Source organism: Demequina sp. NBRC 110052, assembly GCF_002090075.1.
Taxonomy (GTDB): Bacteria; Actinomycetota; Actinomycetes; order Actinomycetales; family Demequinaceae; genus Demequina.
This window is the reverse complement of the sequence record NZ_BBRI01000002.1, coordinates 309,181-324,147: the sequence shown is the minus strand read 5'-3', so window position 1 is coordinate 324,147 and position 14,967 is coordinate 309,181. Positions and strand designations below refer to the sequence as shown.

13 protein-coding genes are annotated in these 14,967 nt (G+C 70.6%); 9 read left to right on the top strand and 4 right to left on the bottom strand.

Annotated features, from left to right (window positions below; genetic code table 11):
- Positions 1 to 9: 9 nt before the first annotated feature.
- Genes dut through B7K21_RS01520 form a run of 3 tightly spaced genes read left to right on the top strand, consistent with a single transcriptional unit; the run spans position 10 to position 1,423 of the window.
- Positions 10 to 459, top strand: coding sequence for a dUTP diphosphatase (gene dut, locus B7K21_RS01530; RefSeq protein ID WP_084073171.1), 450 nt, complete (start codon positions 10 to 12; stop codon positions 457 to 459).
- On the top strand, positions 456 to 743 hold the full coding sequence (locus tag B7K21_RS01525; protein ID WP_084073170.1) for an OB-fold nucleic acid binding domain-containing protein: 288 nt from the start codon (positions 456 to 458) through the stop codon (positions 741 to 743). The genes dut and B7K21_RS01525 overlap by 4 nt, the downstream gene beginning before the upstream one ends.
- A complete protein-coding gene (locus B7K21_RS01520; RefSeq protein ID WP_084073169.1) occupies positions 740 to 1,423 on the top strand; it encodes a DUF3159 domain-containing protein in 684 nt (227 codons plus the stop codon). Before B7K21_RS01525 ends, B7K21_RS01520 begins: the two co-directional genes overlap by 4 nt.
- Here the strand turns inward: B7K21_RS01520 and B7K21_RS01515 are convergent.
- Both B7K21_RS01515 and B7K21_RS01510 read right to left on the bottom strand, forming a co-directional pair.
- Positions 1,353 to 2,027: a TrkA family potassium uptake protein gene (locus tag B7K21_RS01515; RefSeq protein ID WP_084073168.1), complete on the bottom strand. Its 675-nt coding sequence runs from the start codon at positions 2,025 to 2,027 to the stop codon at positions 1,353 to 1,355. The two genes, B7K21_RS01520 and B7K21_RS01515, sit on opposite strands and share 71 nt — an antisense overlap.
- On the bottom strand, positions 2,024 to 2,689 hold the full coding sequence (locus B7K21_RS01510) for a TrkA family potassium uptake protein (RefSeq protein WP_084073167.1): 666 nt from the start codon (positions 2,687 to 2,689) through the stop codon (positions 2,024 to 2,026). The genes B7K21_RS01515 and B7K21_RS01510 overlap by 4 nt, the downstream gene beginning before the upstream one ends.
- A 41-nt stretch (positions 2,690 to 2,730) precedes the next feature.
- Here B7K21_RS01510 and B7K21_RS01505 point away from each other — a divergent pair, with 41 nt between their 5' ends.
- The 4 genes from B7K21_RS01505 to dxs all read left to right on the top strand — a co-directional run bounded on the left by B7K21_RS01505 (position 2,731) and on the right by dxs (position 10,570).
- Positions 2,731 to 4,620, top strand: coding sequence for an amino acid permease (locus B7K21_RS01505; protein ID WP_159448373.1), 1,890 nt, complete (start codon positions 2,731 to 2,733; stop codon positions 4,618 to 4,620).
- Positions 4,617 to 5,798, top strand: coding sequence for a class I SAM-dependent RNA methyltransferase (locus B7K21_RS01500; RefSeq protein ID WP_084073165.1), 1,182 nt, complete (start codon positions 4,617 to 4,619; stop codon positions 5,796 to 5,798). The genes B7K21_RS01505 and B7K21_RS01500 overlap by 4 nt, the downstream gene beginning before the upstream one ends.
- 89 nt (positions 5,799 to 5,887) lie before the next feature.
- Positions 5,888 to 8,584 (top strand): aconitate hydratase AcnA, encoded by a 2,697-nt coding sequence (gene acnA, locus B7K21_RS01495; RefSeq protein WP_084073164.1) that lies wholly within the window; start codon positions 5,888 to 5,890, stop codon positions 8,582 to 8,584.
- Between the two features lie 120 nt (positions 8,585 to 8,704).
- Positions 8,705 to 10,570: a 1-deoxy-D-xylulose-5-phosphate synthase gene (dxs, locus tag B7K21_RS01490; protein ID WP_084073163.1), complete on the top strand. Its 1,866-nt coding sequence runs from the start codon at positions 8,705 to 8,707 to the stop codon at positions 10,568 to 10,570.
- A gap of 20 nt (positions 10,571 to 10,590) precedes the next feature.
- Here the strand turns inward: dxs and B7K21_RS01485 are convergent, their stop codons facing one another.
- Both B7K21_RS01485 and B7K21_RS01480 read right to left on the bottom strand, forming a co-directional pair.
- Positions 10,591 to 11,853 (bottom strand): HRDC domain-containing protein, encoded by a 1,263-nt coding sequence (locus B7K21_RS01485; protein ID WP_084073162.1) that lies wholly within the window; start codon positions 11,851 to 11,853, stop codon positions 10,591 to 10,593.
- Entirely contained in the window at positions 11,850 to 12,410 is a 561-nt protein-coding gene (locus tag B7K21_RS01480) for a DUF3000 domain-containing protein (protein WP_084073161.1), read from the bottom strand. The genes B7K21_RS01485 and B7K21_RS01480 overlap by 4 nt, the downstream gene beginning before the upstream one ends.
- A 101-nt stretch (positions 12,411 to 12,511) precedes the next feature.
- Here B7K21_RS01480 and gndA point away from each other — a divergent pair, with 101 nt between their 5' ends.
- Together gndA and zapE are read left to right on the top strand one after the other, a co-directional pair.
- Entirely contained in the window at positions 12,512 to 13,945 is a 1,434-nt protein-coding gene (gene gndA, locus B7K21_RS01475; protein WP_084073160.1) for an NADP-dependent phosphogluconate dehydrogenase, read from the top strand.
- 22 nt (positions 13,946 to 13,967) lie between these two features.
- A complete protein-coding gene (zapE, locus tag B7K21_RS01470; protein WP_084073159.1) occupies positions 13,968 to 14,948 on the top strand; it encodes a cell division protein ZapE in 981 nt (326 codons plus the stop codon).
- The last annotated feature ends 19 nt before the right edge of the window (positions 14,949 to 14,967 follow it).

The window sequence follows — 14,967 nt, the reverse complement described above, 5'->3', positions numbered from 1 at the left end:
TCAGGAATCATGCGACCCGTCGAGGTGCTGCTCAGCACGACGGACCCCTCGGTCCCCGTGCCGTCCTATGCCCATCCCGGCGACGCCGGGGCTGACCTCACGACGCGCGTCGCGCTGACGCTCGCGCCGGGGGAGAGGGCCACCGTGCCGACAGGCGTGCGCATCGCGCTGCCAGACGGCTACGTCGCGCTCGTGCACCCGCGCTCGGGCCTCGCAGCGAAGCACGGCGTCACTGTCGTCAACGCTCCAGGCACCGTCGACGCCGGCTACCGCGGCGAGATCTCGGTGACCCTGCTCAACACCGACGCGTCGGAGCCCGTGACGCTCGCCGTCGGCGACCGGATCGCACAGCTCGTGATCCAGCAGGTCGAGCGCGCGCACTTCGTCCAGGTCGATTCGCTCCCGGGTTCGCACCGCGGCGACGGCGGCTTCGGCTCCACGGGGGTGTCTGGATCGTGACCCAGGCGCTGATGCTCGACGAGGTGACGCAGGCAAGGGATCTCGAGCCCCGCACCGTCGCCCGCGTGAGCGGACGCATCGTCGCGCTCCAGGTCGAGCCCGCAGGCGCCCCGCCTGCGGTGGTGGCCCGGGTGGACGACGGCACCGGCTATGTCCACGTGGTGTTCATGGGCCGCAGGCACGTCCCCGGCGTTGAGCCGGGCCGCGAGCTCGACCTCGAGGGCCGCGTGTGCGCGACCGACGCCGAACCCCGCATCTACAACCCGCGCTACGAGCTCCGATGAGCGACGAGAAGACCCCCGAACGCCCACCGCGCGCAGGCCTCGCGGGCCTGCTCGACGCCGAGTCGTTCTCCCTGCAGGAGGCGATGGGGGGCTGGCGCGGCTTCATCGAAGCCGCCCTGCCGGGGCTCGTGTTCGTCGTGGCTTACGTGATCTGGCCGGGATTCAAGGTGCCCGTGATCGCGTCGGTGGCCACGGTCGTCGTCATGGTCGCCGCGCGCCTGATCGCGCGCACCCCCGCGACGCAGGCGTTCTCCGGCGTCGTCGGTGTCGGGCTCGGCGCGGTGTGGGCGTGGCGTGCAGGCGACGCGGGCGAGTACTTCGTGCCGGGTTTCTGGATCAACGCGGCCTGGTGCGTCGGCGTGCTTCTCACCATGGCGGTGCGTTGGCCGCTTGTGGGCGTCGTCATGGCGCTGCTGCGCGGCACCGGTCAGGCCTGGCGCAAGGACCGCAGCACCATGTGGCGCATGCAGTGGGGCTCGGCGATGCTCGCCGCGATGTTCGCGCTGCGCCTCGTGGTGCAGGTCCCGCTGTACCTCGCGGGCGAGGTCGCGGTACTCGGCACCGCGAAGCTCGTGATGGGACTACCCCTCACCGCGCTGACGCTATGGGCTATCTGGTTCCTGGTTCGGAGCTCAGGACAGCGTCCAGAGCCTGAGGATCCGCGTCCGCCGACACGATGAACAGCAGTTCGTCGCCGGCCTCGAGCGTGTCCTGAGGGCTCGGCGCGATCGCGCGGTCGCCGCGCACGATGCACGAGAGCACGATCTCTGAGGGCCAGGGAATCTCGCGCGTCAGCGCCCCGACGACCGGCGAGGTCTTGGGAAGCGTCACCTCCACGATCGACGCGCCAGACTGGTGGAAGCTGAAGACCTTCACCAGGTCGCCGACGGCCACTGCCTCCTCGACCATGGCGGTCATGATGCGCGGCGTGGAGACCGCGACGTCGACGCCCCACTGCGCGTCATACATCCACTCGTTGCGCGGGTTGTTCACGCGCGCGACGGTGCGCGGTACAGCGAACTCGGTCTTCGCGAGGAACGAGATGACGAGGTTCGCCTTGTCGTCGCCCGTCGCGGCCACGACCACGTCCATGTCCTGCACGTTGGCTTCGCGCAGCGCGGCGAGCTCGCACGCGTCCGCGAGCATCCACTCGGCCTCGGGCACCTGCGCCACACGCATCGCTGCGGGCTGGTTGTCGAGCAGCAGGACCTCATGCCCGTGCGAGATGAGGTCCGACGCGATGGACCGGCCGACCGAGCCGGCGCCGCAGATCAGGACCTTCATGCCTTCCCTCCCGGGGGACGTGCCGCGACCCGCTCGGCGGTGCGAGCCACAGCGTCGGGCACGGCGAAGCACGCCTCGTCGTCAGCCTGGATCAGCGTCCTCGCATCGGGGAGCACGGGCTCGCCGAACCGCACCACATACACGAGTCGCGTCTTCATCGCCGCCTCGAGATCCGCGTAGGGGCGGCCGATCCACGCGGCGTTCACAGGGATCCTCCTCACCGCGATGCCGACTGCGGGGTCGTGATACAGCTCATCGACGCCGCCAGGAAGCATGCGGTCCACCATCTGCGCCGTGGTCCACGGCACTGGGGCGACGGTAGGGATCCCGAGCCGGCGGTACACCTCTGCGCGACCTGGATCGGCGATGCGCGCCACCACGTTCTCCACGCCGTACGTCTCACGCACCACGCGCGCCGCCAGGATGTTGGAGTTGTCGCCGCTCGAGACGGCCGCGAAGGCGTACGCGTCCTCGACCCCGGCGGACATCAATGTCTCGCGGTCGAAGCCGATGCCGGTGATCTTTTGGCCCTGGAAATCGGCGGGGAGACGGCGGAAGGCGTCGGCGGCCTGATCGATGATGGCGACCGAGTGACCGCGCGCCTCGAACTCTGTCGCGAGCGAGGCGCCGGTGCGCCCGCATCCGAGGATCACGATATGCACAAGGCACCACGCTATACCCGGCCGCCCTAGGATGGTGCGACGTGCGGACGTTTCTCGAGACGCTGAAGGGCCTCGTCTTCGGGCATCCGGTGGCCACGGGCAGCGCAGGCCAGGTGACCCTGAGGACGCGGCTCGCCCTGCCCGTATTCGGCGCAGGGCTCCTCTCGGCAGTGGCGTATGCGCCCGATGCGATCCTCGACGCCCTGCGTCGCGGAGGGCAGCAGGGGGCGACCCTGTGGGTAGGCGTCGGCGTCGTCGCGATCATGCTGCTGCTCGGGTTCGCCTACCGCTCCAACGTGAGGGCGCGCCCAGACGAGCGTGCCGACTACGGACTGGTACGGGACGAGCTCGGCGCCCAGTACGGCCTCGTCAGTGGTGCCGCCCTGCTCGTCGACTACTTCTTCACCGTGGCCGTGTCGGTGTCCGCGATCACCGGCATCATCACATTCGTGGTCCCGCAGGCGCGGGGCTGGGAGCGTGTGGTCGGCGTCGGCGTGATCGGCATCATGACGCTCGTGAGCCTGCGCGGCATCCGTGATCGCACGCGCGTGCTGCTCGCCGTATGGTTCGGCTTCCTCATCGTGGTGGCCGTTCTCGCCGTGCTCGGGGTGCTCCACGCCGACGCGGCCACCTCGCCCAGCGGCTCCGCGCAGGCGGGAAGCCTCTCCGTGATGGCGGCCTTCGCGGGCGCCATCGCCTCGGGCGCCGTGATGGTGACGGGTATCGAGCACCTCGCGTCCGCGGGCCCGTTCCACGCACCGCCACGAGGTCGCCGTGCGGGACGCACCCTGCTCGTCGCCACCGGCGCCGCGGCAGCCGCGTTCATCGCGATCGTGTGGCTCGCCTGGCGCTACCGCATCTCCGGCTGGGCCAGCGGGCCCGTGATGCTCCAGGCCACCGACGCCGTGCTCGGGGCACCGCTCGCGCTGTGGGGCGTCGCCATCGCGGGCGTCGCGTTGCTGTACGCGGCCGCGTTCGCGGTGTTCCGCCGCTTCACCAGCCTCGCCTCGCTGCTCGCACGGGATGCCTACCTGCCGCGCCAGCTCTCCATGGCCAACGACCGCTACGTGTTCCGCGGGGGCGTGCTGATCGTCGCAGGTCTGTCTTCGCTGCTGATCGTCCTCTCGGGCGCCGAGCTTCTGGTGCTGATCCATATGTACGTGATCGGGGCGTTCGCCTCGATCGTGCTCAGCCAGATCGCGATGGTGCGTCACCTCGGCGCAGCCGTGACGCGCGAGGGCTCCCGCCGCAAGCGGCGCGCCCTCGCGGGCAGGCGAGTGCTGCACGTGGTCGCCGCGGCCGTCGCGTTCCTCGTGTGGATCGTCGTCTCCGTCTTCAACTTCGCGTCAGGCGCCTGGATCGCGCTCGTGCTGATCGTGAGCCTTGTGATCCTCATGCGAGCCATCTCCAAGCATTACGCGCACATGCGCGCCGATGTGGCACTCACTCCGGACGACCGCTCGGATGCCCTGCCCAGCGCGACCCACGGCATCGTGCTGGTGGCGCAGCTCCACCGGCCGGCGATGCGTGCGATGGCCTTCGCGAAGGCCGCCCGCCACGCGCGGCTCGAGGCCGTGACGGTCGCGATCGAGCCCAAGGACGCGGAGCGGCTGCAGCGCGAGTGGGGCCGACGCGAGCTGGGGATGCCTCTCATCGTGCTCGAGTCCCGCTATCGCGACCTCGGTGGCCCCGTGATCGAGTACGTGCGGTCCCTGCATCGCGCGAGCCCGCGGGACATGGTGGTCGTCTACGTGCCCGAATACGTGGTCGGGCGCTGGTGGGAGCGGCTGCTGCACAACAAGTCCAGCGAGCGACTGCGCGAACAACTGCTCGACGTGCCGAACGTCGTCGTCTCGGCCGTGCCGTGGCACCTCGAGTCAGCACGCGAGCGAGCGCTCGCACTCGAGACCGACGGTCAGACCCGCGCATGAGAATCCGTCTCGAGGTCGGAGCGCCAGCGCACGGCGGACACTGCATCGCTCGACACGAGGGCCGCGCCGTGTTCGTGCGCCACGCCCTGCCGGGGGAGGTGGTCGAGGCCGAGGTCGTCGATCCCGCGCCCGACGCGCGCTTCTGGAGCGCTGACACCGTCGCCGTCCTCGAGGCGTCGCCCGACAGGGTCGAGCACCCGTGGCCGGAGGCGGCCGCGGGCGGCGTCGGGGGAGCCGAGCTCGGACACGTCGCATTGCCGGCCCAGCGAGCGTGGAAGCTCGCCGTGCTGAAGGAAGCGTTCGAGCGCTTCGCCCACGTGGACTTCACGGGCGAGGTGCATGCCGCGGCTGGCGACGATGAGCGCGGCGGGCTGGGCTACCGGACGCGCGTGAGCGCGGTGGCAGGTGCAGATGGGCACGCGTCCATGGCGGTTGCCGGGACGGGGGAGAGGCGCCGCGTGACCCGCATGCCCCTCGCGGTGCCCGAGGCCGAGAGCGCTCTGCTCGACGCGAGCGCGGCGCCCGGCTCGCGCATCGACGTGGCCGTCAGCTCCACCGGCGAGACGGCGGTCACGACCACCGGGCGCGACGCTCGCCGGCGGTGGCTGCACGAGCGAGTCGAGTCAGAGTCGGGCTCCTTCGCGTACCGCGTGAGGGCCGCCGACTTCTGGCAGGTCCACCGGGAGGCGCCCGCCACCCTGGTCGACGCCACCGTCGCGCGCGCCCTCGCCGACGGCCCGGTGCTCGACCTCTACTCAGGTGCCGGATTGCTCGCGGTGCCCTTCGCCGCTGCGGATCGCGACGTCGTCGCCGTCGAGGCGCCCTTGCAGGGGAAGGTGCCGCCAGCGCTCGCGGGCAACCTCGCGCGTCGGGCGGGCTCGACGGCCGTGGGCGAGGACGTCCGCCGATACCTTGAGCGAGCCGCTCAGGGCCGTGACTGGTCCGACGCGACGGTGGTCCTCGACCCGCCACGATCGGGCGCGAAGGCGCGCACGATCGAGGCGATCGCGCGGCTCGGCGCGCCCCGCATCGTGTATGTCGCGTGCGACCCCGTCGCGCTCGCCAGGGACGCCGGACTGCTCCGAGAGCGCGGGTACGCACTCGACGAGGCGCAGGCGTTCGACCTGTTCCCGATGACCCACCACGTGGAGACCGTGGCGACGTTCTCCGCGGCCTGACCGGCGCGTCGGGACCATCCGGGCGGGCGGCGACCGCCCTCGCGCGGCGGCTAGGATGAACTCGACCCCGAGCACTGGAGGACTCAGCGATGAGCGTGAACACCCTGGGAGCAAAGTCGACGCTGAAGGTCGGCGACGCGAGCTACGAGATCTACCGCCTCGGCGCGGTACCTGGACTCGAGAAGCTCCCCTACTCCCTGAAGGTGCTCGCCGAGGCGCTGCTGCGCACCGAGGACGGCGCAAACATCACTGCAGATCACGTGCAGGCGCTCGCCGGCTGGGACCCGACCGCGGACCCCGACACGGAGATCCAGTTCACGCCTGCCCGCGTCGTCATGCAGGACTTCACTGGAGTGCCGTGCGTCGTCGACCTCGCGACGATGCGCGAGGCTGTCGCCGACCTCGGCGGCGACCCGACCGTCATCAACCCGCTCGCGCCCGCCGAGATGGTGATCGACCACTCCGTCGTGATCGACATCTTCGGCCGCAAGGACGCACTCGAGCTGAACACGGCTCTCGAGTACCAGCGCAACCGCGAGCGCTACCAGTTCCTCCGCTGGGGCCAGACCGCGTTCGACAACTTCAAGGTGGTGCCGCCTGGCACCGGCATTGTGCACCAGGTGAACCTCGAGTACCTGGCGCGCGGCGTGATGACGAAGGACGTCGACGGAGTGACGCAGGCGTACCCCGACTCGTGCGTCGGCACCGACTCTCACACGACGATGATCAACGGCCTGGGCGTGCTCGGCTGGGGCGTCGGCGGCATCGAGGCCGAGGCGGCGATGCTCGGCCAGCCCGTCTCGATGCTCATCCCGCGCGTCGTCGGGTTCAAGCTCTCGGGCGCGATCCCGGCAGGTGCGACCGCGACGGACGTCGTGCTCACGATCACGGAGATGCTCCGCCGCCACGGCGTGGTCGGCAAGTTCGTCGAGTTCTACGGAGAGGGCGTCGGTGCGGTGCCGCTGGCCAACCGCGCCACGATCGGCAACATGAGCCCTGAGTTCGGCTCGACCGCCGCGATCTTCCCGATCGACGGCGTCACCATCGACTACCTGCGGCTCACCGGACGGTCCCACGCGCAGGTCGCCCTGGTCGAGGCGTACGCCAAGGAGCAGGGCATGTGGCACGACCCGGCTGCACCCGGCTACGTGGAGCCCGTGTACTCGGAGTACCTCGAGCTCGACCTCTCGACCGTCGTGCCGTCGATCGCGGGCCCCAAGCGCCCTCAGGACCGCGTCGCGCTGTCCGAGTCCAAGCCGTCATTCGAGAAGGCGATCTCGCAGGTGCGCGCCGGCGACGCCAAGGACGCCACGTACGTCGACGAGGCAGGCGAGACCGTGCCGCTCAAGGACGGCGACGTGGTGATCGCCTCGATCACGTCGTGCACCAACACCTCGAATCCGTCCGTGATGCTCGCGGCAGCGCTCCTGGCGCGCAACGCGAACGCCAAGGGCCTCACGTCCAAGCCGTGGGTCAAGACGTCGATGGCGCCGGGATCGAAGGTCGTGACCGACTACTACGAGAAGGCGGGGCTGTGGCCCGAGCTCGAGGCACTCGGCTTCCACCTCGTCGGCTACGGCTGCACCACCTGCATCGGAAACTCGGGCCCGCTGCCCGAGCCCGTGTCAGGCGCGGTCAACGAGCACGACCTCACGGTGGTCTCGGTGCTGTCGGGAAACCGCAACTTCGAGGGGCGCATCAACCCTGACGTGAAGATGAACTACCTCGCGTCGCCGCCGCTCGTGATCGCCTACGCGCTCGCCGGCACCATGGACTTCGACTTCGAGTCGCAGGCGCTCGGCCAGGACGCCGAGGGCAACGACGTCTACCTCAAGGACATCTGGCCCGACGCGGCAGAGGTCGAGTCCATCGTCGGATCCTCCATCACGCAGGAGATGTTCGAGAAGGACTACGCGGACGTGTTCGCTGGCGACGCGAGCTGGCAGGGGCTGCCGACGCCGGACGGCAAGACGTTCGAATGGGAGGACGACTCCACCTACGTGCGCAAGCCACCGTACTTCGAGGGGATGGGGCTGACCCCGGAGCCCGTGGAGGACATCGCGGGCGCGCGTGTGCTGGCACTGCTGGGCGACTCGGTCACGACCGACCACATCTCGCCCGCTGGCTCGATCAAGGCCGACAGCCCCGCGGGACGGTACCTCGCCGAGCACGGCGTGGACCGCAAGGACTTCAACTCGTATGGCTCGCGCCGAGGCAACCACGAGGTGATGATCCGCGGCACCTTCGCCAACATCCGCCTCAAGAACCTGCTGCTCGCGGACTCCGATGGCAATGTGGTCGAGGGCGGCTTCACCCGCAACCACCTCACCGGTGAGCAGACCACCATCTACGACGCCTCGGTCGCCTACGCCGACGCAGGCGTGCCGCTCGTGGTGCTCGCAGGCAAGGAGTACGGGTCCGGCTCGTCGCGCGACTGGGCGGCGAAGGGCACGCGCCTGCTCGGCGTGCGCGCGGTCATCACCGAGAGTTTCGAGCGCATCCACCGCTCCAACCTGATCGGCATGGGAGTGCTCCCGCTGCAGTTCCCCGCGGGCGAGACCGCCGCCTCGCTGGGACTCGACGGCACGGAGACGTTCGACATCGTGGGCGTGTCCGCGTTCAGCGCAGGCGAGCACCCGCGCACGCTGCCCGTGCGCGCGACGAAGTCCGACGGTTCTGTGGTCGCCTTCGACGCCGTGGTCCGTATCGACACGCCGGGAGAGGCCGACTACTTCCGCAACGGCGGCATCCTCCAGTACGTGCTCCGGTCGCTCGTCACGCAGTAGCGACCTCATGTCGGCGCGCCTCGTCGGGAACGGCGGGCGCGCCGACGGCGTTCACCCTGCTGATGCCGCGGCGGCACCCGTCGTGACGCGTACAGTGATGTCTACCCCGTTCCCGAAGGAGTGAGTGTGCTGGAGCGCATCGAGTCGCCGCGCGACCTCGCCGACCTCTCGTACGAGCAGCTTCATGCGCTCGCCGAGGAGATCCGCGACGTGCTGGTCGACTCCGTGTCGCGCACGGGCGGGCACCTCGGGCCCAACCTGGGAGTCGTGGAGCTCACCCTCGCGCTGCACCGCGTCTTCGAGTCTCCGCTCGACTCGATCGTGTTCGACACGGGACACCAGTCGTACGTTCACAAGCTGGTGACGGGACGCAAGGACTTCTCCGAGCTGCGAAGGCGCGGGGGGCTCTCCGGCTATCCGTCGCGCGCCGAGAGCGAGCACGACATCGTCGAGAACTCGCACGCCTCGACCGCGGTGTCGTGGGCCTCCGGCATCGCGCGCGGTCACACGCTGCGTGACGAGCGCGACCGGACGGCCGTCGCGGTCATCGGCGACGGCGCGCTCACCGGCGGCATGGCGTGGGAGGCGCTCAACTCGCTCGCCGCGGGCGGCGACCGCATCGTCGTGGTCGTCAACGACAACGGCCGCTCGTACGCGCCCACGATCGGCGGGCTCGCGCGCAAGCTCGACGGCATCCGCACGGATCGCCGCTACGAGCAGTTCCTCGGCTGGGGCAAGCGCACCTTCGAGAACCGGGGACGGTTCCGCTCGTTCACCTACAACACGGTGATGCACGGCAAGCGTGCGCTCAAGGGGCTGCTCACCGAGCAGAGCATGTTCGAGGACCTGGGCCTCAAGTACATCGGACCCATCGACGGCCACGACCAGCGTCACCTGGAGCAGGCGCTGCGGCAGGCGCGAGACTTCGGCGGGCCGGTGCTGGTTCACGTACTCACGGTGAAGGGCCGCGGATACTCGCCCGCCGAGCAGGACGTCGCGGATCGGTTCCACGCCGTGGGACGCATCCACCCCGAGACCGGACTGCCCATCGAGCCGTCACGGTTCGGGTGGACCAAGGTCTTCGCCGACGAGATGCTCAAGGCCGGTCGCGAGCGAGACGACCTCGTCGCCCTGACAGCGGCCATGCTCGCCCCCGTCGGCTTGCAGCCGTTCGCCGACGAGTTCCCCGACCGCGTCATCGACGTCGGCATCGCGGAGCAGCACGCCGTGACCAGCGCGGCGGGCCTCGCCTATGCGGGACTGCACCCGGTCTTCGCGGTCTACGCGACCTTCCTCAACCGGGCGTTCGATCAGGTGCTCATGGACGTGGCGCTGCACCGTGCAGGCGTGACGTTCATGCTCGACCGCGCAGGAGTGACCGGCGACGACGGAGCCAGCCACAACGGCATGTGGGACATGGCGCTGCTGCGCCACGTTCCCGGCCTGCGACTGGCCGCACCGCGCGACGAGCCCACCCTGAGATCGGCGTTTCGCGACGCGATCGACGTCGATGACGCCCCGACGGTGGTCCGCTATCCCAAGGGCGCGCTGGGCGAACCGCTTCCATCCCTGCGCAGCGTCGAGGACATCGACGTGCTCGCCGAGCATGGGTCCGGTGCGCCCGACGTCGTGGTCCTGGGGCTCGGCCCGATGGCGGCCACAGCGGTCGAGGTCGCAGGCAAGCTCGCGGCGGATGGACGCTCCGTCCTGGCCGCGAGTGCGACCTGGGTCCACCCCGTGCCGGAGGGGTTGCTGGAGATCGTGGGTGACGCCGAGCTCGTCGTCACCATCGAGGACGGGCTCGTCGACGCTGGCCTGGGCCAGTCGTGGGAGGAGTTCGCGCGCCTCGCAGGCAGGCACACACGGTGGTCCCACCACGGGGTGCCGCGCGAGTTCCTCCACCACGCGAGCCGCGCCCAGATCCTCGAGCAGGTGGGCCTGGACGCGTCCGCGATCGCGGACACCGCTCAGGAACTGCTCGCGTAACGGTCGCGCGGACGGAGCGGTCAGGCGTCCTCGGTCGCCTCGGCGGGCTCCTCTGCGGCGCGCGTGAAGGCGTCGACGAGCACGGGCACCACGAGATCGAGCTGCCACTCGCGCGCTCCACGCCCCGACAGGAAGGCGCGCAGCGCCGTGGGCTCGGCATCGACCAGCTCCCAGCAGCAGCGTCGGACCGCGTCCGGCTGCATGAGGTTCTCGGCTGGCATGCCATGGCGCTCGACGAGTTCCTGGATACCGTCGCGCGCGAGCGCGAGCCGTGCCGCCGCGAGCGGGCGCTTGTCCTTCCACGCGCGAGGCGGGGGAGGACCGTCGCCCCGGGGACCGCGACGCGGGGGCAGGGCACGCTCGGGCAGCGCGAGCGCCTCCTCGATGTGCGGCCACCAACGGCTCGCGGCTCGCCGCGTGCCGCGCGAGCGCCACTCGGGGATGGCGACGAGGTCGTCGTAGGTCGCTGGCTTCGCCTGCGCCGCCGCGACGATCGCGGCATCGCGCAGTACGCGACCGGGCGACATGTCGCGACGCTGGGCCTCACGCTCGCGCGCCTCCCACAGCGTCTTGACGATGCCGAGCGCGCGCTGATCGCGCAACTGGTGCGAGCCGGAGGTGCGTCGCCACGGGTCCACACGCGGTTCCGAAGGCGGCGCGAGCCGCACGGCTTCGAACTCCTGCTCCGCCCACGCGAGCTTGCCGGCTGCCTCGAGCTCGCCGCGCAGGTGCGTGGCCACCTCGATCAGCACCTCCACGTCGAGCGCGGCATACACGAGCCAGTCATGAGGCAGTGGCCGCGTCGACCAGTCCTGCGCGGAGTGCTCCTTGGCGAGCGCGAGGCCGAGCACGCGCTCGACGACCGCGGCGAGTCCCACCTTGGGCCAGCCGAGAAGGCGCGCAGCGAGCTCGGTGTCGAAGATCCTGGCCGGGCTCAGGCCCAGCTCCCGCATGCCGGGCAGGTCCTGGCTTGCGGCGTGGAACACCCACTCCGCGTCGCCCACAGCCTCCCCGAACGCGCTGAGGTCGGTCAGGGCGGCGGTGTCGATCAGCGCGAGTCCCGCGCCTTCCCGCTTGAACTGCACGAGGTAGGTGGCCTGGCCGTAGCGGAATCCTGACGCGCGCTCGGCATCCGCGGCGACCGGACCCGTGCCGGCGGCGAAGCGGGCGACGACCTCGGCAAGAGCGTCGGGCGTGTCCACGACGTCGGGGACGCCGCCCGCGGGCTCCGTGAGCGGGACGACGGCGGGCTCGGTCTGCTCAGTCTCCGGCGCGTCCGTCATGCCGGACGCCCCCGCAGCACGGCCACCCCGTCCGGGACCGGAGGGAGGCCGGCGCACGAGGCGAGCAGCTCGGTCCATGCCGTGACGTGCGCGCCGATCTCGGCGTCCTCCGGGGTCCACGAGACCCGCACCTCCACATGCACCTCGTCCGGACGCTCGGAGATCTCCCCGAACGACCGCGACACGACCTTCGTCACCGTTCCTCCTCGTTCCCTGTGAGGCAGATCCTCGAGCGCCTCCACGAGCCACGCCCACGCGACGTCCGCCCACATCTCGTCGGCGCCGACCTCGGGCTCGACCTGCGCCTTGACCAGAGCGACCACGCGCAACGTGCCGTCCCACGCATCGTTGCCGTCAGGATCGTGCAGCAGCACGAACCGCCCCGACGCCTCGATGCCGGGATCGACGGCCTCGCCGCTGATCGCCGCCGCGTACGGCGCGATCCGCCCCGGCGCCGGCACCTCGACCACACGCACGTCGCGACGCACGTGCGCGCCCGCAATGGACCGCAGCGCCTCGCGGAACAGCTCGGGCGCCGACGCGATGTCGTCTGCCATGGTCCGAGCCTAGGACCGTGCGCGCGAGCGTCCGGTACGCCACGCGGTCGAGGAGCCTCTAGGCTGGGCGAGGACTGTTCCCCGACCCCAGAGGACTTGACATGGCGCTTGCCCAGATCGGTGTGACCGGACTCGCAGTGATGGGTCGCAACCTGGCCCGTAACTTCGCACGCAACGGGTTCACGGTCGCAGTGCACAACCGCAGCCCGCAGAAGATGCAGTCGCTCATCGAGGAGCACGGCGACGAGGGCGACTTCATTGGCTCGGAGTCGCTCGAGGACTTCGTGGCGTCGCTCGAGCGTCCGCGCAAGGTCGTCATCATGGTGCAGGCCGGCGCGGCCACGGATGCCGTGATCGACTCGCTCGTGCCGCTGCTCGAGACGGGCGACATCGTCATCGACGCGGGCAACGCGCACTACCCGGATACGCGTCGGCGTGAGGCGGCGCTCAAGGAGCTCGGCCTGCACTTCGTCGGCGCGGGCGTCTCGGGCGGCGAGGAGGGCGCGCTGCTAGGCCCCTCGATCATGCCCGGCGGCCCCGCTGAGTCCTACGAGACGCTCGGCCCCATCCTCGAGAAGATCGCCGCGCAGGTGGACGGCGTGCCGTGCTGCACGCACGTCGGCCCTGATGGCGCCGGCCACTTCGTCAAGATGGTGCACAACGGCATCGAGTATGCGGACATGCAGCTGATCGGCGAGGCCTACCAGCTGCTGCGCGACGGCCTGAGCCTGAGCCCCGCGGAGATCGGCGAGATCTTCGCCCAGTGGAACGAGGGCGACCTCGAGAGCTTCCTCATCGAGATCACCGCAGAGGTCCTCGGGCAGGTCGATGCGCGCACGGGCAAGCCGCTCGTGGACGTCATCGTGGACCAGGCGGGGCAGAAGGGCACCGGTCGCTGGACCGTGCAGAACGCGCTCGACCTCGGAGTCCCCGTCACCGGCATCGCCGAGGCGACCTTCGCTCGAGCCATCTCGAGCCAGGTCGCCCAGCGAGAGGCGGCACGCGACGTGCTGTCGGCCTCGACGTCGGACTGGCACATCAACAACCGCGAGGGCTTCATCGAGGACGTGCGGCTCGCGCTGTACGCGTCCAAGGTGGTCGCCTACGCGCAGGGCTTCGACCAGATCCAGGCCGCGTCCGAGCAGTACGGCTGGGACATCGACCGCGGCGCGATGGCACGCATCTGGCGCGGCGGGTGCATCATCCGTGCACGGTTCCTCAACCGCATCACCGAGGCCTACGAGCGTGACGGTGAGCTCGCCTCGCTGCTCGTCGACCCGTACTTCGCCGACGCGGTGTCCGAGGGCGTGGGCGCATGGCGGCGCATCGTGTCGATGGCCGCGCTCACGGGCGTTCCGACGCCCGCGTTCTCGTCCTCGCTCGCGTACTACGACGCGCTGCGCTCCGAGCGACTGCCCGCCGCGCTGATCCAGGGTCAGCGCGACTTCTTCGGGGCTCACACCTACAAGCGCGTGGACGCCGAGGGGACGTTCCACACGCTGTGGTCGGGCGACCGCAGCGAGGTCGAGGCCTGAGCGACGCACCTGCACCGCAGACATGACTCCTGACCTCGTCGGCAGGCGGCCGCATGTGCCCGCCTCCGACCTGGTCGGGCAGCTCGTGCCACCGCCCCACTTCGCGCGGGCGACCTTCGACACGTACCTGCCCGACCCTGACTACCCGAGCCAGGCCGCCGCTCAGGAGGCCGCTCGTCGGTTCGCGACGGGCGCGACCCGACGTGGGCTGGTGGGCTTGCGTCCGTCGAGCTCCGGCCGGGGCCTGTACCTCGATGGGGGCTTCGGCGTGGGCAAGACCCATCTGCTCGCCTCGATGGCACATGCGGTGGGAGACCGGGCCGCGTTCGGCACGTTCGTGGAGTACACGCACCTGGTCGGCGCGCTCGGATTCGCGGGCGCGCGCGAGCAGCTCGCGGGCTTCGCCCTCGTCTGCATCGACGAGTTCGAGCTCGATGACCCCGGTGACACGCTGCTCATGGCGCGGCTCATGCGCGAGCTCACCGACGGCGGCGTCGCGGTGGCGGCCACCTCCAACACGCTTCCTGAGTCCCTGGGCGAGGGGAGGTTCGCCGCGGAGGACTTCCGGCGCGAGATCCAGGCGGTTGCGGCCGTGTTCAGCGTGCAGACGATGGACGGGCGCGACTACCGCAGGCGCGGCGAGATCGCGTTCCCGCCGCCCGCGTCGGACGGCGACCTGGATGCCATCGGCGAAGCTTCCGGCGGGACCGTGGCCGACTGGAAGGCTCTCGTCGACGACCTGTGGCACGTTCACCCGAGCCGCTACGGCGCCTACGTCGAGGGCATCGAGGTCCTCGGCGTCAGCGACGTCGGGCCGCTGGAGGATCAGGCGCAGGCGCTGAGGGTCGTCGCGCTCGTGGACCGCCTGTACGACCGCGACGTGCGCGTCGTGGCGACCGGCGAGTCGCTGGGGGACATCTTCACGCCGGACATGCTGCGCGGTGGCTATCGCAAGAAGTACTTCAGGGCACTGTCGCGACTGGCTGCCATGGCTGAGGCCTGAGCGACGAGGTCATCCAGGC